The organism is Pseudonocardia sp. WMMC193 (genome assembly GCF_021728735.1).
GTDB lineage: Bacteria > Actinomycetota > Actinomycetes > Mycobacteriales > Pseudonocardiaceae > Pseudonocardia > Pseudonocardia oroxyli.
This window is the reverse complement of sequence record NZ_JAKKDO010000003.1, coordinates 4,194,815-4,212,620: the sequence shown is the minus strand read 5'-3', so window position 1 is coordinate 4,212,620 and position 17,806 is coordinate 4,194,815. Positions and strand designations below refer to the sequence as shown.

The window sequence follows — 17,806 nt, the reverse complement described above, 5'->3', positions numbered from 1 at the left end:
CGAGGGGGCCGTGTCGTGCGTCGCCCTAGTGGGTCGCGGTGGGCTCGCGGTCGGGGACGTAGTGGTCCGTGCCCGGGATGCGGGTGGGGTGGGAGATGTCCAGCCCGGCCGTCTCGGGCATCTTGACGAGCGGGTAGATGGCGACGGCCGCCGCGAGCATCAGATAGAACGCCGGGATGTAGGTGTTGCCGGTCGCTTCGATCAGGGCTGCGTTGATGAGCGGTGCCGTACCGCCGAAAGCGGCCGTGGAGGTCGCATAGCCGATCGAGAAGCCTCCGTAGCGGTTTCGCGTCGGGAACATCGCGGGCAGCGCGGAGCCGATGGTGCCCAGCATCATCACCAGCTGGATGCCCAGGATGGCGATACCGATGATCACCGGCACCCAGCCGCCCTGATGGATCAGCCAGAACGCAGGGATCGCCAGCACCAGGGTGCTGATGGCGGATCCGAGGAGCAACGGCTTCCGGCCGATCCTGTCCGACAGCCGCCCGATGGGCGTGATGACCACCATCATGATCAACATGACGGCGATGAGCACGAAGAGCGACTCGGTCTCGTCGATGTCCACGACCTGCGTGAGGTAGCTCTCCATGTAGACGAGCAGGGTGTAGTTGGCGACGTTCAACAGCATCACGAAGCCGATGAGCTGCAGGATCTGCGGCCAGACGTTCCGAACGACCTCCCGGAACGGGGCGGACGTGGTGACGTCCTCCTGCTGCGCGGCGCGGAAGGCGGGCGTGTCCTCCAGCTTGTTCCGCAGGTACCACCCGACGAGCCCCAGCGGCCCCGCGATCAGGAACGGGATCCGCCAACCCCAGCTGTTGAGAGCCTCCTCGGAGAGGCCGAGTCGAACGGCGGTGGCGAGCATCGCACCGAGCACGGTGCCGGCGAGGGTGCCGAACTCCAGGAACGAGCCGAAGAACCCACGGCGCTTCGTCGGGGCGTACTCCGCGATGAAGGTCGCAGCACCGCCGTACTCGCCGCCCGTCGAGAAGCCCTGGATCAGACGGAACGTCAGCAGCAGGATCGGAGCCGCCACGCCGATCACGGTGAAGGTGGGCAGCAGACCGATGAGGAAGGTCGCTCCCGCCATCAACACGATCGTCCAGGAGAGGACCGTCTTGCGGCCGAACCGGTCCCCGAGTGGGCCGAGGATGATGCCGCCGAGCGGCCGCAGCACGAAGGGGATCGCGATCAGTGAGAACGTGAGGATGATTCGTGCCGCCGGACTCGCATCCGGGAAGAAGGCCAGGCCGATCTGCGTGGTCAAGTAGGCGTAGATGGCGTAGTCGAACCACTCCACACCGTTCCCGATCGCGGCGCCGGCGACCGCTTTGCGCACGGTGGGCAGGTCTGCCTCGTCGACCTGCACTCCATCGTGGCCCTCTGCGTTGGTTTCGCTCATCACGCCCCCTGTCTCGGTTGCCCGTCAACGCTAGGCGAGGTACTCCGTTTGCGCAGGGCGGGGCGTGGGCAGCCGAATGGGTTGGGCTCCTGCGGTCAGAAGCCGGTGCCGTGCATCGGCGGGCGATCGGCGAGGAACGCGGTGTCGATGCGGTGTGCGTCACCTTCCACCAGCCCGGCGCGGGCGAGGGTGGTGGCGCGGTGGCCGCCGAGGTAGAGGGTGCCGAGGGCCGAGTGGCCCAGGGTGACGTCCGGGAGGGCGGCGGTCGGGGTGCACTCCGCGCCGTCGGGGCCGCCGGTCACGTGGTAGCGGGAGCCCTCGACGTCGAGCACCACGTCGACCTCCGCCGTGTATCGGCGTGCGGTCAGGGCGGCGGGCACGTCGAGCACTCGGATCCACACGCCGTCGCGCACCTCGCTCGTCTCGACGAGCCGCGGGTCGGTGAGCAGGAAGCCGAGCGGGTCGCCCGGGGGAGAGACACCGGTCTCGAGGTGGGAGACGAAGTCGCCGCTCAACAGCACGCGCCAGAGGGCGGCGTGCGCCTCGGGCGTCGCGGCGAACAGGTCCCGGACCACGAGGGTGCTCCGGTCGTGGTGCAGGCGGTAGGAGGCGTAGCCGTCCGGGTGGGCGAGGTGGAACAGCGCGGTGCCGCCGTCCCGGTCCTCCTCCGGGTCGGCGAGGAACAGGTCCCACAGGACGTCGTGGCGCAGGACCGAGCCCGGCGTGCCCACGGCCCAGCGGGCCTGGACCTCGGGCGCGTGGGCGCGCGCCTCCCGGGCGGAGATCATCCGGACGCCGCCGGGGTCCGGCGCCTCGGGGCGGAACCGGGCGAAGCGCTTGTCGATGCGGATCCGCCGCGTCTCGGTGGCTGCACCGTAGCCGTAGCGGCCGTAAAGCGTGCCCTGGCTGGCCGTGAGCGCGGCGACGGCGGTGGTCATCGTCTCCAGCTGCGCCGCCATCAACATCCGCAGCACCCCGCGGCGGCGGTGCGTGGGCAGGACGGACACCCAGGTCACGCCCTCGATGTCGAGCTGCCCGCCGGGGACGCCCATCGGGAACGGCACCGAGCCCGTCACCCCGACGACGCGGCCCGCGTCCTCCACGAAGAGGAAGCGTTCGAGGTCCAGCAGCCTGCGCATCCCGGCGATCCACGCCTCGCTGTGCGTGGTGCCGAACCCGCGCTGGTCGTGCTGGATCAGCGCGTCGAAGTCCGCCGCCTCGGCGCGGCGCAGGGTGAGGTCCACGTCGGACGAGTGTGCCGGGCGGCGTCGGGCTCACCAACCGCTTATCGGCCGGAATCCCTCGGAGGCGCGGATCCATACGTACGTCCAACACGGACGTCCTTCCACGCTGACGCGCACCCGGGCGTACTCCGGGCCCTCGTACTCGTCCAGGCCGGGGAGGGCGGTGGCGGGGTCCCGCAGGGTCACGACGTGGCCGGGCACGGGATCCGCGCCCGGCACGAGCGCGGGGAAGCCGAGGCCGGTGTCGAACAGCCTGCCGCGTCCCGTGGCCGGGGACACCGCGGTGGCCAGCGGCTCCAGCAGGTGCCAGGCGCGGTCGCCGGGCTGGAGCGTGCCGTAGACGAAGAGCCGCCCGGGCCAGGAGTCCGGGTTCGGCGGACCGTGCACCGTGGTCGCGTCGAGGCCGTCGTCCCCGGGGACGCCGACGAGTCCCCGCGCCGCGGACTGGGGCACGTCCGCGCACCGGACGGGAGCACCGTCGACGAGCAGTGGCCGTCGCACCTCCGCCGCACCCAGGTAGACGAACGGCGACCCCACCCGTGAGTGGCGATGGTCGCCATGGCGACCATCGCCACTCACGAGGTCGACGGTGCCGGAGTGCAGGCGGGCCAGGCGGTAGCGACCGACGAGGCGGCCCTCGCACCGGTCCAGCACCTCGACCTGGGCCGGGGTGGCGAACCAGACCGAGTGCTCCTCCACCACGCCCGGGGCCGACACCAGGACGGCGGGCCGCTGGTCGTCCACGACCCGCAGGCCCACGGCCCACACCGCGGCCAGGTCCCGGGTCGTGCACCGCTGCACCACCACCGCGCCGGTCAGGCCGAGCGTCGCGCGCAGCCACCCGATCTTCGCCGGGTTCCGGTTGGACCCGTAGGTGAGGACCGGGACCCGGCCCGCCATCGGCACGTCCCCGAGCTCGGCGAGCAGCGCGTCGGGGTCGCCGACCAGCCCGCCGCCCGGCACGTGGACGTACGACTCCGCGGGCACCGCCCCCGGGTACGGCTCGGCCGGGTAGTCGGCGTCGCGGAAGTCGAGGTCGGTCGTGCGCGGTAAGTGGTGCTCTGGCACCACTTACCGCGCACGGGCGCCGAAGGCGCGGATCGTGAGGGCGACGACGAAGCAGGCGGCGCACACGAGCCCCATGGCGCCGGCGATCGAGGTGTCGAAGGTCAGGGCGGTCACGTGCCCCACGATCGCACCCACCCACCCGACGCCCACGGCCACGGCCACCATCGCGCCCAGCCGCCGGGTCAGCAGGTACGCCGTGGCGGCGGGGACGATCAGCATCGTCACGACGAGGATGGCGCCGACCGCCTCGAACGCCGACACGGCGGTGATCGCCACGGCGACCAGCAGCAGGCGGGACAGCAGCCGGGGGCGCAGCCCGGTGACCCGGCTGAACTGCGGGTCGAACGTCGTGGCCCGCAGCTCCTTCCACAGCGCCGTGACCAGCAGCAGGTTCAGCACCGCGACACAGGCCAGCACCACCCCGGACCGGGCGAGGACGACCCCGCCGACGGTCACCGTGTCGAAGGGCGCGAACGCGATCTCGCCGTAGATGGTGGAGTCGAGGTCGAGGTGGATGTCCGAGGCGTAGCGGGTGATGCCGAGGACACCGAGGGAGAACAGCGCGGGGAAGACGAGCGCGATCGCGGCGTCGGAGGCGACGAGACCGGTGGCGCGGATCGCGTCGATACCGAGGACGCAGAGCACCGCGAACGCCGCCGCCCCCGCGACCACCGGGACGGGCGCGCGGGTCTCGCCGATCAGCCACACGGCCACGATCCCCGGCAGCACCGCGTGGCTCACGGCGTCGGACAGCAGGGCCATGCGGCGCAGCACCAGGAAGGGGCCGAGGAGGCCGCACGCGGTCGCCGTCAGGCCGGCGACCAGCACGATCACCAGGTCGTCCGCGGTCATCGCGCCAGCCTCTCCAGCTCGGCGAGCGCCTCGGGGGCGAGGGTGCGCCGCAGGTCGTGCAGGTCGGGTTCGCGCGCGTCCCGCAGCCGGATCTGCGGGCCGTACCGCAACCAGGCCCGCCACAGCTCGTCCCGGTCCTGGGCCTCGCGCCGCGCCCGTTCCCCGGCGACGGTCAACACGCCGTCCGGCGTCATCAGGTTGGCCCGGACCAGGCGCCTGCTCGTGCCGCCCGCCAACAGCAGCCGGTCCCGCTCCATCCGACGACGGCGGCGCGTCAGCCGTGCGCGGCGCGCGAGCACCCCGCGGCGTGGCGCCAGCAGCACGGCCAGCACCGCCACGGCGACCCCCACCAGCACGACGACCGGCCCGGTGGGCAGCTGCGCGCGGGTGGCGAGCAGCGCGCCCGCCACCCCCACGACCGCGCCGACGATCCCGGCCAGCACCAGCACCCGGCCGAACGAGTCGGCGAGCTGGCGTGCCACGACCGTCGGCACCGCGAGCATCGCCACCATCAGGATCGCGCCGACCAGCCGCACCCCGATCACCACGGCCGCCACCAGGAACGCCGTCACGGCGACCTCGACCAGCCTCGTCGGCGCGCCGATCGCGGCGGCGTAGGCCCGGTCGAACAGCGTGGTCACGAGCATCCGCCGCAGGAGCAGCACCGCCAGCAGCCCGACGGCACCGAGCAGCCCCATCACGGCGACGTCCCGTTCGAGCAGGCCGGCCGCCTGCCCGAAGAGGAAGGCCTCGAGCCCGGCCTGCTGCGCGTCTCCCGTCGCGGTGATGTGGGTGAGCAGCACGATCCCCAGCGAGAAGAAGCCGGACAGCACCACACCGATCGCCGTGTCCGCCCGCAGCACGCTGCGCTCCACGGCCACCATCAACAACGCCGCCACCAGCCCCGCGACCGCCGCCCCGGCGAGCAGCCCCGCGATCTCCTTCGTCCCGGTGACGAGAAAGGCGACGCAGACGCCGGGCAGCGTGGCGTGCGCGATGGCGTCACCGACGAGGGACCGGCCCCGCAGCACGGCGAACGAGCCGAGCACCCCCGCGGAGATGCCGAGGACCAGCGCCCCCGCGACGACGACGGTGTCGGTGTAGGGCAGTCCGAGGAGCGCGCTCAGCCGGTCCACACCGGGGTCCCCTCCGGCAGGCCCGCGCCGTACGCCTCGCGGATGCGGTCCTCGGTGAGCACGTCGGCGACCGGGCCGCAGCCGAGCGTGCGGACGTTCAGCAGCAGCACCCACTCGAACGCGCTGCGGACCTGGGCGAGGTCGTGGTGCACGACGACCGTGGAGCCCCCGTCCGCGGACAGCTCCTGGAGGAGCTCGAGGAGGTCGGCCTGGGTGCGGGCGTCGATGCCGGCGAAGGGCTCGTCCATGACCAGCACCTCCGCCTGCTGCGCCAGGGCCCGGGCGAGGAAGACGCGCTGTCGCTGGCCGCCGGAGAGCTGGCCGATCTGCCTGCGGGCGAAGGCGGACATGCCCACCCGCTCCAGGCAGTCCGCGGCGATCGCCCGGTCCGCGCGTCCGACCCGGCGGAACCAGCCCGCCGCCCGGTAGCGGCCCATCGCCACCACCTCGGCGACGGTGATCGGGAAGTCCCAGTCCACCGACTCGGCCTGGGGCACGTAGGCGAGGTTCGCCAGGCCCGCGCGGCCCTCCACGCCCGCGATCCGCACCGTGCCCGTGTCCGCGGTGACGAGGCCCAGGGCGGCCTTGAGTAGCGTGGACTTGCCCGCCCCGTTCGGCCCGACGATCGCGGACAGCGCCCCGGCGGGGAACGTGGCGTCCACCTGCCAGAGGGCGGGCGCGGCGCGGTAGCTGACCGTGAGGCCGCTGATCTCCAGGGCGTTCATGCGCGGTTCTCCAATGCTGAGGCGATCAGCTGGGCGTTGGCCCGGACCATGCCGACGTACGTTCCCTCGGGGGTGCCCTCGGCGCCCGCGGAGTCGGTGTAGAGCTCGCCGCCGATCCGGGTGGTCCAGCCGCGTTGCCTGGTGGCCGCCAGCAGGGCGTCCACGGTCTGGCGGGGCACGGAGGTCTCGATGAAGACCGCGGGCACCTGCCGCGCGGCGATCTCCGCGGCCACCCGCTCGACGTCCGCCGTGGTCGCCTCCGCCGCCGTCGAGATGCCCTGGATCGCGGCCACCTCGACGCCGTAGCGGCGCCCGAAGTAGGTGAACGCGTCGTGGCTGGTCACCAGGATCCGGTGCGCGGGCGGGATCGCGGCCATCAGGGCGGCGACCTCGCCGTCCAGCGCGACGAGCTCGGCGTCGTACTCGGCGAGCCGGGCGCGGTAGCCGTCGGCGTGGGTGGGGTCGAGCGCGGTCAGCTCCTCGGCGATGGTGCGGGCGCAGTCCCGCCAGAGCGAGACGTCGAACCAGACGTGCGGGTCCGGCGCGTTCCCGTGCAGGAGCAGCTGCTCGCGCGGGATCCCATCGGTGACGGCCCGGGTGGGCTGGCGGGCGGACAGGTCGGCGAGCAGGTCGCCCATCTTGCCCTCCAGCTCCAGGCCGCCGTAGAAGATCACGTCCGCGTTCCGGAAGGTGCGCACGTCCCGCGCGCTGGCCTTGAACAGGTGCGGGTCGACCCCCGGCCCCATCAGCCCGGTCACCTCGACGCGGTCGCCGCCGATCCGGCGCACCGCGTCCGTGATCATCGTCGTGGTGGTGGTGACCTGCAGCCTCCGCTCGGCGACGGGGGCGCGGTCGGCCGTGACCGTCTGGGCGGCACAGCCCGTGAGGACCAGCGCCAGCAGCGCCAGGACCGCCCGGATCCGCATATAGCCTCGTCTACTTCGAAGGTGAGTGCCCTCTAACAGGTGCGCTGACTATAGGGTGCCCGACCCGCCCGCGGTGTCTCCGTTTGAGAAGGTCTGAGGGTGTCCTCCGCCACTGACGCCCCCGACGCCACCGAGCTCCCGCCCACGTTGCGCTGGCGGGACGACGCGCTCGTCCTCCTGGACCAGACCCGCCTGCCCGCGATCGAGACGCTCATGGTCCGCACGGTGGCCGAGCTGGTCTCCGCGATCCGACGTTTGGTGGTCCGGGGCGCCCCGGCGCTCGGGGTGGCCGGGGCCTTCGGCGTGGTCCTCGCGCGGCGCGAGGGCATCGACCCGGAGGTGATCGCCTCGGCGCGGCCCACCGCCGTCAACCTGCGGCGTGGGGTGGAGCGGGCGGCCGCCGCGGCGGACCCCCTGGCCGAGGCCCGGGCCGTGCTGGCCGAGGACGTGGCGTCCTGCCACGCCATCGGCGACCGCGGCGCCGCCCTGCTGACCGAGCTCTGCGGCGACCGCCCCCTGAGCCTGCACACGCACTGCAACGCGGGCGCCCTGGCCTGCGTGGAGTGGGGCACGGCGCTGGGGGTCGTGCGGTCCCTGCACGCCGCGGGGCGGGTGTCGCTGGTCGTGGCGGACGAGACCCGGCCGCTGCTGCAGGGGTCCCGGATCACGGCCGTCGAGCTGGCGGCGATCGGGGTGGCGCACCGGGTGGTCGTCGACGGCGCGGCGGGCTCGGTGATCGCCCGGGGGCTGGTGGACGCCGTGGTGGTCGGGGCGGACCGGATCGCGGCGAACGGCGACGTGGCGAACAAGATCGGCACGTATCCGCTGGCCCTGGCCGCCGCCCGGGCCGGGATCCCGTTCGTGGTGGCGGCGCCGGAGACCACCGTGGACCCGGGCACCGCGTCCGGCGCGGAGATCGAGATCGAGGAGCGGGACCCGGCCGAGGTGGTCGTCGGGTTCGACGCCTGGAACCCCGCCTTCGACGTCACCCCGGCGGACCTGGTGACGGCGATCGTCACCGACACCCGCGTCTGGCGCCCGTGAGAACGTTCGACGCCGGAGGCCGTCGGCCATGAGAACAGCCGCGTTCCGCCTCATGCTGGCGGTGACCGTCCTCGGCTTCGGCGGGCACGCGCTGCTGCTCCCGGTCCTGCCGCTGTGGGTGAGCCGCGCGGGCAGCGGGGAGTTCGGTGCGGGCGCCACGACCGGCGTGTTCATGCTGACCACGGTGCTGACCCAGCTCGCGGTGCCGTGGCTGCTCCGCGTGCTCGGCTACCGCGCCGTCTTCGCGAGCGGCCTGGTGCTCCTCGCCGCGCCGACCCCGCTCGTGCTCGGCACCGCCGAACTCGGGCCGGTCCTGGCCCTGAACGCGGTGCGCGGCATCGGGTTCGGGCTGATCACCGTGGCCGGCAGCGCCCTCGTCGCCGAGCTCGTCCCGCCCGCCGAACACGGCCGCGCGTCCTCCCGCTACGGGCTCGCCATCGGCATCCCCGGACTGGCGCTGCTCCCGCTCGGCGTCGCGACCGTGGACGCCCTCGGGTTCACCGGGGTCTTCTGGACCGCGACGGCCAGCCCGCTGCTCGCCGCCCTGCTCGTCCCGTTCCTCCGCGCCACGAGCCCCACGCCCCGCAGGCACGCGTCCGACCCCGGGGTCGAGGAGCTCGCGCGCTCCGAGGCGGGGGTGGACCGCGTACCACCGGACCCCGTGGCGGGCAGGCGGGCCTTCGTGCTCGCCGGGCTCGGTCCGATGGCCGCGATGCTCGCGGGATCCGTCGCCCAGGGCGGGCTGACGACGTTCCTCCCGCTGGTGGCGCCCGGTGCGGGCGTCGCCGTGCCGGTGGCGTTGTTCGCCCTCGCGCTCGGGGGTGTGCTCGGCCGGGGTGTGGCGGGCCCGTTGGTCGACCGCCGCGGGCCGGGCAGGCTGCTGCTGCCCGGCGGAGTGCTGTCCGCCCTGGGGATGGGGGTGGAGCTGCTGGCCGTGGGCCTGAGCCCGTGGCTGCTCGTGCCCGGCGCCCTCGCCGTCGGGCTGGGGTTCGGGCTGGTGCAGAACGACTCGCTGGTCGCCCTGTTCGCCGCCGCGGGGCCCGCCCGCTACGGCGCCGCCAGCGCTGCCTGGAACATCGGCTTCGACGCCGGCACCGGCGCCGGGGCGAGCGGGTTGGGCGCCATCGCCCAACCCTTCGGCTTCCGCGCCGCCTTCGGGGTCGCCGCGCTCCTCCTGCTCGCCACGACCCCGCTCACCCGCCGCCGCAGCTCACCGACCCCGTGAGTGGCGATAGTCGCCAGAGCGACTCCGCCGACCCGCCCCACCGCCTCCGACGGCTGCCGACCCCCGGCCGCCACTCACGGGTGTCGGTGGCCGCTCACGGGGGTCAGTGGCCGCGGGCGATCCACTCCTCGAGGTGCGGGGCCTCGGTGCCGATGGTGGTGGCGTCGCCGTGGCCGGTGCGCACGGTCGTGTCGCCCGGGAGCGGCAGGAGCGTGGTCCGGATCGAGTCGATGATGGTGTCGAAGCTCGAGTAGGACCGGCCGGTCGCGCCCGGTCCGCCCGCGAACAGGGTGTCCCCGGTGAGGACGGTGCCCAGCTCGGGGATGTACAGGCACGTCGAGCCGGGCGAGTGGCCCGGGGTGACCAGGGGTCTGATGTCGAGGCCGCCGACGGTGAGGGTGCCCTCGACCCGCCCGTCCGGCTTGCGGTCCGGCCAGGTCATCTCCCACAGCGGGGCCTCGGCCGGGTCCAGCAGGATCGGGGCGGAGAAGCGGTCGGCGAGGGCGGGGGCCTGGTTGACGTGGTCGTCGTGGGCGTGGGTGCACACGATGGCCTTGACCCGGCGGTCCCCGACGGCGGCGGCGATGGCGTCCGCGTCGTGGGCGGCGTCGACGATGATCACCTCGGTGTCGTCCCCGACGATCCAGACGTTGTTGTCGACGTCCCAGGTGCCCCCGTCGAGCGAGAACGTCCCGGAGGTCACCACCTGATCGATGCCGGTGTGGGTGGGGCCCGTCATCAGAACACCACGACCGAGCGCAGCACGTCTCCGTGGTGCATCTTCTCGAAGGCGCTCTCGATGTCCCCGAGCCCGATCTCCTCGGACACGAACTTCTCCAGCGGGAGCCGGCCCTGCAGGTGCAGGTCGACCAACATCGGGAAGTCCCGGGAGGGCAGGCAGTCGCCGTACCAGGACGACTTGAGCGCGCCGCCACGGCCGAAGTACTCGATCAACGGCAGCTCGGGGGCCTTGAGGTCCGGGGTCGGGACGCCGACCAGGACGACGGTGCCGGCGAGGTCGCGGGCGAGGAAGGCCTGCTTCCAGGTCTCCGGGCGCCCGACGGCGTCGACGACCACGTCCGCGCCGAACCCGTCGGTGGCGGCCTGGATGGCCTCGACGGCGTCGGTCTGCGTCGCGTTGACGGTGTGAGTGGCGCCGAAGCCCTTGGCCCACTCCAGCTTCCGGTCGTCGGTGTCCACGGCGATGATCGTGGTGGCGCCGGCCAGGGTGGCCCCGGCGATGGCCGCGTCACCCACGCCGCCGCAGCCGATGACGGCGATGGAGTCCCCGCGCCCGATCCCGCCGGTGTTGATCGCCGCGCCGATGCCCGCCATGACCCCGCAGCCGAGCAGCCCGGCGACCTGCGGCTTCACCGCGGGGTTCACCTTGGTGCACTGGCCGGCGGCGACGAGGGTCTTCTCCACGAACGCGCCGATCCCGAGGGCGGGGGAGAGCTCCTGCCCGGAGGCGAGGGTCATCTTCTGGGTGGCGTTGTGGGTGTTGAAGCAGTACCAGGGCTTGCCCTTGCGACAGGCCCGACACTCCCCGCACACCGCGCGCCAGTTCAGGATCACGAAGTCCCCCGGGGCCACCTCGGTGACGCCCTCGCCGACGGACTCGACGATCCCGGCGGCCTCGTGGCCGAGCAGGAACGGGAACTCGTCGTTGATCCCGCCGAGCTTGTAGTGCAGGTCGGTGTGGCAGACCCCGCAGGCCTGCACCTGTACGACGGCCTCGCCCGGGCCCGGGTCCGGCACCACGATCGTCTCGACCGAGACCGGCTCACCCTTCTTCATCGAGACGACCCCGCGGACCTCTTGCGACATGCTGTACTCCCTCGTCGATACCACCGATGCGCACCCTTTCATGCGTCACCCCGGGAGATCGAGCCCCCGCTCCACACGGCCCCGACCACTAGCCTGACCCCATGAGCGCCGCCGCCCTGCTGCCCCCGGAACCCCCGCTGGGAACGGCGCTGGGGGTGGTCGCCGGTTCCGGCAGGCCGGGGCCCTCGCGGATCGTGGTGCCGGTGGGCAGCGTGTACGTCGACGTCGGCACCCTCGCCGCGGCGCAGGGCGGCCCCCACCCCGCGCTGCTCGGCGAGCCCACCCTGGACGGGTTGCTCGCGGCCGGGCGCCCCGCCTGGCGGGAGGTCTGGGAGTGGCTGGGGGACTGGCTCGTCGATCCCGACCGCCTCGGGCCCTACGCGCTGCCGCAGGCGGGCGTGGTGCCGGTGCTGCCGTTCACCGTCGCGGACTACACGGACTTCTACGCCTGCGAGCAGCACGCCGCGAACGCCTCGGCGATCGCGCGGGCGGGCGGCACGGTGAGCGAGAACTGGTACCACCTGCCCGTCGGCTACCACGGCCGCGCCGGAACGGTGCAGGTCAGCGGCACCCCCGTCGTCCGGCCGCACGGGCAGCGCGGGCGTGGCGACCTGGGCCCCACGAAGGCGCTCGACCTGGAGGCCGAGCTCGGTTTCGTCCTCGGCGGGCGCCGCACCGGCCCGGTCCCGATCGAGGAGGCCCTCGACCACGTCTTCGGCGTGGTCCTGCTCAACGACTGGTCCGCGCGAGACGTGCAGGCGTGGGAGTCCCGTCCGCTGGGGCCGCACCTGGGCAAGAGCTTCGCCACGTCGATCTCGGCCTGGGTCACCCCGCTCGACGAGCTGGCGGGCGCCTGGGTCGACCCGCCCGCCCGGGACCCGCAGCCGCTGCCGTACCTGCTCGGCAAGGCGGACCGCGGCCTGGACCTGACCCTGGAGGTGCGGATCAACGGCGAGCGGATCTCCACCCCGCCCGCCGCGGACCTCTACTGGACCCCGGCCCAGCTCGTTGCGCACCTGACCTCGGGCGGGGCCCCGATCCGACCGGGCGACCTGCTCGGTTCGGGCACCGTCTCGGGTCCGCGCCGTGACCAACGCGGCTGCCTGCTCGAGTTCACCTGGGGCGGCCGGGACGAGTTCGCCCTGGCCGACGGCACCACCCGCCACTACCTCAACGACGGCGACGAGGTGTCCATCGTGGCCACCGCCCCGCGCCTCGACGGCGGTCGGATCTCCCTCGGCGAGGTCCGCGGCACGGTCACGCCGTAGCGGCCACCAGCTTGAGCAGTGTCTCGGTGAGCTGCTCGATCTCCCGGTCGGTCCGCACCCACAGCGGCGCCTGCGACATGCCGGCGTGCAGGACCTGCAGGGTCGGGTCCACCGCCACCACGGCGAACTCCCCGGTCCGCGCGCCCTCCTCGACGACGGCCCGGAACACCGCGTCGTGCCGGTGGCGGAGGGCCTTGATCCGGTCCCGCTGGGGTTCGGGCCAGTCGTCCGGCACGAGGAACAGGCGCAGCGCGGCCGGGTGCTCGCGCACCGCGATCCGGATGTGCTCGCGCAGCAGCGCCCGCAGCCGCTCGGTCGGTGGGCCGTGGGCGGGCAGCGCCTGCAGCCGGTCGGTCCACTCGGCGCCCAGCGCTTCGATCGCGGCCGTGACCAGCTCGTCCTTGCTCGCGAAGTAGTAGTAGAGCGAGCCCTTCGTCACGTCCAGCCGTTCGGCGACGTCCTCCAGGTTCACCCCGGCGTACCCGCGCTCGCCCAGCAGGTCGGCGGCGGTGGCGAGGATCGCCCGCACCCGTTCGCCGCGCTTGCGCGCCATCCGCTCACTCACGGTTCACATCTTGACCCATGAGTCAAACTTTGTCACGGTGGTCGACGAACGAAGGAGTTCCCGCATGCATCCAGCCGACTACACCGACATCGTCTACGAGGTCGACGGCACCACCGCCGTGATCACCATGAACCGCCCGCACCGCTACAACGCGTTCACCGCGAAGACCGTCGAGGAGCTGACCAGGGCGTTCCGGGCCGCGTGGGCCGACCACGCCGTCCGCGCGATCATCCTCACCGGCGCCGGGGACAAGGCGTTCTGCACCGGCGGGGACGTGAAGCAGCGCGCCGAGACCGGCGACTACGGCCCGAGCGACTCCGGGATGTTCGAGATCGGCTACCTGCACAAGCTGATCCGGGACGTCCCGAAGCCGGTCATCGCCGCCGTCAACGGCCTGGCGATCGGGGGCGGACACGTCCTGCACGTGCTGTGCGACGTCTCGATCGCCGCCGACACCGCGCGCTTCGGCCAGACCGGTCCGAAGGTGGGCTCGTTCGACGCGGGGTTCGGCTCGGCCTACCTGGCCCGCGTGGTCGGGGAGAAGAAGGCGCGCGAGATCTGGTTCTGGTGCAGGCAGTACTCCGCCGCCCAGGCGCTCGAGATGGGCCTGGTCAACGAGATCGTGCCCGCGGACGAGCTGATGGACACCGCGAAGGCCTGGGCGGCCGAGGTGGCCGACAAGAGCCCCACCGCCCTGCGCGTGCTCAAGCAGTCCTTCAACGCGGACACCGACCACCAGGCGGGGCTGTCCAACATGGCCATGTCCGCGCTCGACCTGTTCGCGGTGTCGGAGGAGGGCATGGAGGGCGCGAAGGCCTTCGCCGAGAAGCGTCCGCCGGAGTTCGACAAGTACTACCGGCCGCACTGATGGACTTCGCCCCCACTCCTGCGCAGGCGGAGCTCGTCGGGTCGGCGCGGCGGATCGCGCAGGAGGTGCTCCTCCCGAGCTACCGCGGTCGGACCCGGCTCGAGCCCTCCTTGCGCCGGGAGATCGGAGCGGCCGGTCTGCTCGGCTCCGAACTGCCCGTGGCGTACGGCGGGGGCGGCACCGACCGCGTCACCACCGGCCTGATCGTCGAGCAGATCGGCCGCGGCGACATCAGCGCGGGATACCTGCAGGTCGTGGGCTCGCTGGTCGGCCAGATCCTCGTCGGCGCCGCACCGCACCTCGCCGCGGAGTGGGTGCCGAGGATCTGCTCCGGAGCGGACGTCGTCGGGATCGGGCTGACCGAACCCCACGCGGGATCCGACGCCGGCGTCCCCCGGCTCACCGCCCGCCGCGACGGCTCGGACTGGGTGCTCGACGGGGTGAAGTCGCTGTCCTTCGCCCTCGACGCCGCGGCCGCGGTCGTGTTCGCCCGCACCGGCCCGTCGCAGGTCCGCGGCAAGGACATCACCGCCTTCCTCGTGCCGCTGGACGGGGTGCGCCGCGAGCCCTACCCGGACGTCGGCACCCGTGCGGTGCAACGGGGCGCGGTGCACCTGGAGGGGACCCGGATCCCCGGCGACCACCTGATCGGCGCCGAGGGCCGCGGGTTCTCCCAGGTCATGCGGGGCTTCGACTTCAGCCGTGCACTGATCGGCCTGCAGTGCCTGGGCTGCGCCGCGCAGAGCGTCGACGAGACCTGGGAGTACGTCGCCCGCCGCGAGGCCTTCGACCGCCCCCTCTCGACGAACCAGGGCGTGGCGTTCCCGCTGGCCGAGGCGGACACCCTGCTCGACGCCGCGCGCCTGCTGTGTCTGGAGACGTTGTGGCGCAAGGATCGCGACCTCCCGCACACCGCGCAGGCCGCGAAGTGCAAGTGGTGGGCACCCAAGGTCGCCCACGACGCCGTCACGCAGTGCGTGCTGCTGCACGGCCAGTACGGCTACCGCACCGAGCTGCCCCTCGCCCAACGCATGAACGACGTGCTGGGCCTGCAGATCGGCGACGGCACCGCCCAGATCATGAAGCTCGTGATCGCCCGCGAACGGGTCGGTCGCGATCTCGCACCCTAGGAGTTCGCCATGAACAGGATCGCCGTCGTGACCGGTGCCGGTCGCGGGATCGGCCGGGCCGTCGCGGAGCGCCTCGCCGCCGACGGGTGCCTCGTCGTCGCGACCGACGTGGACCTCGACGCCGCCGTCGAGACCGGCAGCGCCGTCGGAGGCGTCGGGCTGCGGGCGGACGTGGCCGACCGTGCGTCGGTGGAGACGATGGTGGCGCAGGTCAGGGCCGAGCACGGCCGCATCGACGTCCTGGTCAACAACGCGGGCTGGGACGTCGCCTGCCCCTTCGTCGACTCGGATCCCGAGGTCTGGGACCGGATCGTCGCCATCAACCTGTACGGGGTGCTGCACACGTGCAAGGCGATCCTGCCGATCATGATCGCCCAAGGTGGCGGCACGGTGGTCAACGTGGCGTCCGACGCGGGCCGGGTCGGCTCCTCCGGTGAGGCCGTCTACTCGGCCGCGAAGGGCGGCGTCATCGCGTTCACCAAGACGATCGCCCGCGAGACCGCCCGGCACGGGATCAACGCCAACTGCGTGTGCCCGGGCCCGACGGACACCGAGCTGTTCGCGTCGATGGGCGGCGACGCGCTCAAGGAGGCGCTGGTCAAGGCCATTCCGTTCCGACGGCTCGCGCAGCCGAGCGACCTCGCGAACACGGTGTCCTTCTTCGCCTCGGCGGACGCCGCGTACCTGACCGGGCAGACCGTCAGCGTGAGCGGCGGGCTGACCATGTCATGACCTGTCAGGGTTTCGCGGTCCACTGGTCCCGTGTTCGAGACCCCTGACGACATCGCCGCCCTCCAGGATCTCCTGGACTCCTCGCTGCAGCGCTCCACCGGCCACCTGCGGTCCATCGTCGCGCCGGGGGAGCGGACGCTGACGGCGCCGCAGCTGGTGCGGGTGGCGCGGGGGATGTGCACGCTCGCGGTGTCCACCGTGACGCGTGCCGGGGAGCCCCGGGTCAGCGGGGTGGACGGCCACCTCCTGCACGGGCGGTGGGTGTTCGGCACCGACCCGTCGGCGGCGAAGGCCCGCCACCTCGCGGCGCGGCCCGCGGTGAGCGCGGCCCACCTGCGCGGAGACGACCTCGGGATCTTCACCCACGGCCGGGCCGTCCGGCTGAACCCGGACCATCCCGCCTGGCCCGAGACCCTCGAGTACCTGAAGGGGCACTACGGCGCCGACGCGTTCGTGTGGACGGACGTGGTGTTCTACCGGATCGAGCCCACCTGGATGGTCGCCTACGCCCCGGACCCGGTCAGCGTCGCCGGAGCCGATGGAGGGTGACCTCGCCGCGGGCGGCGCTGGTCACGTCCCAGTCGGCGAGCAGCTCGGGGGTCAGCGGGCGGCCCGGGTCGGTCAGCCACACCTCCGGGGCCAGCCGCGGCAGCACCTCCCGCAGCTCGACGACGTTGCGGTGCCCGTAGAGCACGTCCGCGGCCAGCACGAGGTCCCACTCGCCCTGCAGGTCGGTCCAGCTGCGGGCCTCGGCGCGCAGGGTGAGCCCGTTGCGTGCCGCCGAGCGGCGCACCAGGTCGACGGCGGTCGGCGACAGGTCGACCGCCGTGACGTCCGCGCCCGCCCGGGCCGCGGCGAGCGCGGGCAACCCGAGCCCGCACCCGATCTCCAGCACCCGCGCCCCGGCCGGGAACCGGCTCTCCGCCAACGCGAGCGCGCTGGGCCACAGCCGGGCCCAGTGCGGCGGCAGGAGCTCGTCGCCGACCTCGTCGAACGGCGGCTCCTCCGCGGGGCGCAGCACCCGCAGCCCGAGATGCCGCTCCTCGACGACCCTCACCCACCCTCCCCCGTGCGTGGTAAGTGGTGCTGGAGCACCACTTAGACGTCGTTTCAGAAGTGGTGGGCCCGATCCTGTCCGTGTCGGCGACGGCTGAGAGCATCGGCTGATGGCCGTGCCTCGTGTGTCTGGGAAGACGAAGATCCTCGAGTTGGAGATCGTCCTGGCCGGGGTGACGCCGCTGGTCCGGCGTCGGGTGCAGGTGCCCGGCGAGATCGATCTGGCGGTGTTGCACGAGGTGGTGCAGTCGGTGATGGGGTGGACGAACTCGCATCTGCACGAGTTCGAGGTCGCCGGGCGCCGCTACGGGATCCCGGACCCCGACTGGCCCTCCCAGGATGTCGCCGACGAGACCAAGGCCAGGCTGTTTCGGCTGGTCAAGGCCGGTGACCGGTTCGGCTACATCTACGACTTCGGCGACAACTGGACCCACGAGATCGCCGTGGAGAACGTCCTCGCCGCGCAGCCGGGGGTGCGCTACCCGCGCTGCATCGCAGGCCAAGGGGCGTGTCCACCGGAGGACGTCGGCGGGAGCTGGGGGTACGAGGACTTCCAGACCGTGATCGCCGACCCTGCCCATCCCGACCACGCCGAGCGCCTGGAGTGGGCGGGAGGGCCGTTCGACGCGCACCGCTTCGACCCCGACGAGGCCGACCGGGCCCTGGAGTGGCTGGCCTGGCGACCACTGGCCCCGACCTCGTAGACAACAGCGCAGCGAGCACCGGGGCCGACCG

19 protein-coding genes are annotated in these 17,806 nt (G+C 73.1%); 8 read left to right on the top strand and 11 right to left on the bottom strand.

Features of this window, described 5'->3' with window-relative positions; translation table 11 throughout:
• Window positions 1–25 precede the first annotated feature (25 nt).
• The 7 genes from L3X23_RS21805 to L3X23_RS21775 all read right to left on the bottom strand — a co-directional run bounded on the left by L3X23_RS21805 (window position 26) and on the right by L3X23_RS21775 (window position 7,356).
• Window positions 26–1,405 (bottom strand): MFS transporter, encoded by a 1,380-nt coding sequence (locus tag L3X23_RS21805; protein ID WP_237194104.1) that lies wholly within the window; start codon window positions 1,403–1,405, stop codon window positions 26–28.
• Window positions 1,406–1,500: 95 nt separating this feature from the next.
• On the bottom strand, window positions 1,501–2,649 hold the full coding sequence (locus L3X23_RS21800; protein ID WP_237194103.1) for a GNAT family N-acetyltransferase: 1,149 nt from the start codon (window positions 2,647–2,649) through the stop codon (window positions 1,501–1,503).
• A 30-nt stretch (window positions 2,650–2,679) separates the two neighbouring features.
• Window positions 2,680–3,720, bottom strand: coding sequence for a gamma-glutamylcyclotransferase (locus tag L3X23_RS21795; protein ID WP_237194101.1), 1,041 nt, complete (start codon window positions 3,718–3,720; stop codon window positions 2,680–2,682).
• Window positions 3,721–4,569, bottom strand: a complete 849-nt coding sequence (locus L3X23_RS21790) for a metal ABC transporter permease (RefSeq protein ID WP_093084662.1) — start codon at window positions 4,567–4,569, stop codon at window positions 3,721–3,723.
• A complete protein-coding gene (locus tag L3X23_RS21785; protein ID WP_237194099.1) occupies window positions 4,566–5,705 on the bottom strand; it encodes a metal ABC transporter permease in 1,140 nt (379 codons plus the stop codon). The genes L3X23_RS21790 and L3X23_RS21785 overlap by 4 nt, the downstream gene beginning before the upstream one ends.
• Window positions 5,693–6,430 carry a metal ABC transporter ATP-binding protein gene (locus L3X23_RS21780; protein ID WP_237194097.1) on the bottom strand — a complete coding sequence of 246 codons (738 nt, stop codon included), beginning with the start codon at window positions 6,428–6,430 and terminating at the stop codon, window positions 5,693–5,695. The genes L3X23_RS21785 and L3X23_RS21780 overlap by 13 nt, the downstream gene beginning before the upstream one ends.
• A complete protein-coding gene (locus L3X23_RS21775; RefSeq protein ID WP_237194095.1) occupies window positions 6,427–7,356 on the bottom strand; it encodes a metal ABC transporter solute-binding protein, Zn/Mn family in 930 nt (309 codons plus the stop codon). Before L3X23_RS21775 ends, L3X23_RS21780 begins: the two co-directional genes overlap by 4 nt.
• Before the next feature lie 99 nt (window positions 7,357–7,455).
• On the opposite strand from L3X23_RS21775, the gene mtnA reads away from it, so the two are divergent.
• Together mtnA and L3X23_RS21765 are read left to right on the top strand one after the other, a co-directional pair.
• Window positions 7,456–8,400: an S-methyl-5-thioribose-1-phosphate isomerase gene (gene mtnA, locus L3X23_RS21770; RefSeq protein ID WP_237194093.1), complete on the top strand. Its 945-nt coding sequence runs from the start codon at window positions 7,456–7,458 to the stop codon at window positions 8,398–8,400.
• 28 nt (window positions 8,401–8,428) lie between these two features.
• The gene (locus tag L3X23_RS21765) at window positions 8,429–9,625 is read left to right on the top strand and encodes an MFS transporter (RefSeq protein WP_237194091.1); all 1,197 of its coding nucleotides are present in this window, start codon (window positions 8,429–8,431) and stop codon (window positions 9,623–9,625) included.
• A gap of 103 nt (window positions 9,626–9,728) precedes the next feature.
• Here the strand turns inward: L3X23_RS21765 and L3X23_RS21760 are convergent, their stop codons facing one another.
• Both L3X23_RS21760 and L3X23_RS21755 read right to left on the bottom strand, forming a co-directional pair.
• Window positions 9,729–10,364 carry an MBL fold metallo-hydrolase gene (locus L3X23_RS21760; protein ID WP_237194089.1) on the bottom strand — a complete coding sequence of 212 codons (636 nt, stop codon included), beginning with the start codon at window positions 10,362–10,364 and terminating at the stop codon, window positions 9,729–9,731.
• A complete protein-coding gene (locus L3X23_RS21755; RefSeq protein WP_237194088.1) occupies window positions 10,364–11,452 on the bottom strand; it encodes an S-(hydroxymethyl)mycothiol dehydrogenase in 1,089 nt (362 codons plus the stop codon). The genes L3X23_RS21760 and L3X23_RS21755 overlap by 1 nt, the downstream gene beginning before the upstream one ends.
• Window positions 11,453–11,553: 101 nt before the next feature.
• Between L3X23_RS21755 and L3X23_RS21750 the strand changes: the two genes are divergently transcribed.
• Window positions 11,554–12,720 carry a fumarylacetoacetate hydrolase family protein gene (locus L3X23_RS21750; protein WP_237194087.1) on the top strand — a complete coding sequence of 389 codons (1,167 nt, stop codon included), beginning with the start codon at window positions 11,554–11,556 and terminating at the stop codon, window positions 12,718–12,720.
• Here the strand turns inward: L3X23_RS21750 and L3X23_RS21745 are convergent.
• The gene (locus L3X23_RS21745; RefSeq protein ID WP_237194086.1) at window positions 12,710–13,285 is read right to left on the bottom strand and encodes a TetR/AcrR family transcriptional regulator; all 576 of its coding nucleotides are present in this window, start codon (window positions 13,283–13,285) and stop codon (window positions 12,710–12,712) included. The genes L3X23_RS21750 and L3X23_RS21745 overlap by 11 nt on opposite strands.
• A 64-nt stretch (window positions 13,286–13,349) precedes the next feature.
• Here L3X23_RS21745 and L3X23_RS21740 point away from each other — a divergent pair, with 64 nt between their 5' ends.
• From L3X23_RS21740 to L3X23_RS21725, 4 genes are read left to right on the top strand one after another with little or no spacing between them, the layout of a single operon-like run.
• Window positions 13,350–14,153 carry an enoyl-CoA hydratase-related protein gene (locus L3X23_RS21740; protein ID WP_093084694.1) on the top strand — a complete coding sequence of 268 codons (804 nt, stop codon included), beginning with the start codon at window positions 13,350–13,352 and terminating at the stop codon, window positions 14,151–14,153.
• The gene (locus L3X23_RS21735; protein ID WP_237194085.1) at window positions 14,153–15,283 is read left to right on the top strand and encodes an acyl-CoA dehydrogenase family protein; all 1,131 of its coding nucleotides are present in this window, start codon (window positions 14,153–14,155) and stop codon (window positions 15,281–15,283) included. Before L3X23_RS21740 ends, L3X23_RS21735 begins: the two co-directional genes overlap by 1 nt.
• A 9-nt stretch (window positions 15,284–15,292) precedes the next feature.
• The gene (locus L3X23_RS21730) at window positions 15,293–16,015 is read left to right on the top strand and encodes an SDR family NAD(P)-dependent oxidoreductase (protein ID WP_237194084.1); all 723 of its coding nucleotides are present in this window, start codon (window positions 15,293–15,295) and stop codon (window positions 16,013–16,015) included.
• A gap of 30 nt (window positions 16,016–16,045) precedes the next feature.
• Window positions 16,046–16,564, top strand: coding sequence for a pyridoxamine 5'-phosphate oxidase family protein (locus tag L3X23_RS21725; RefSeq protein WP_093084702.1), 519 nt, complete (start codon window positions 16,046–16,048; stop codon window positions 16,562–16,564).
• Here the strand turns inward: L3X23_RS21725 and L3X23_RS21720 are convergent.
• The gene (locus L3X23_RS21720; RefSeq protein WP_237194083.1) at window positions 16,536–17,072 is read right to left on the bottom strand and encodes a methyltransferase; all 537 of its coding nucleotides are present in this window, start codon (window positions 17,070–17,072) and stop codon (window positions 16,536–16,538) included. The two genes, L3X23_RS21725 and L3X23_RS21720, sit on opposite strands and share 29 nt — an antisense overlap.
• Before the next feature lie 109 nt (window positions 17,073–17,181).
• Here L3X23_RS21720 and L3X23_RS21715 point away from each other — a divergent pair, with 109 nt between their 5' ends.
• Window positions 17,182–17,775, top strand: coding sequence for a plasmid pRiA4b ORF-3 family protein (locus L3X23_RS21715; protein WP_237190201.1), 594 nt, complete (start codon window positions 17,182–17,184; stop codon window positions 17,773–17,775).
• The last annotated feature ends 31 nt before the right edge of the window (window positions 17,776–17,806 follow it).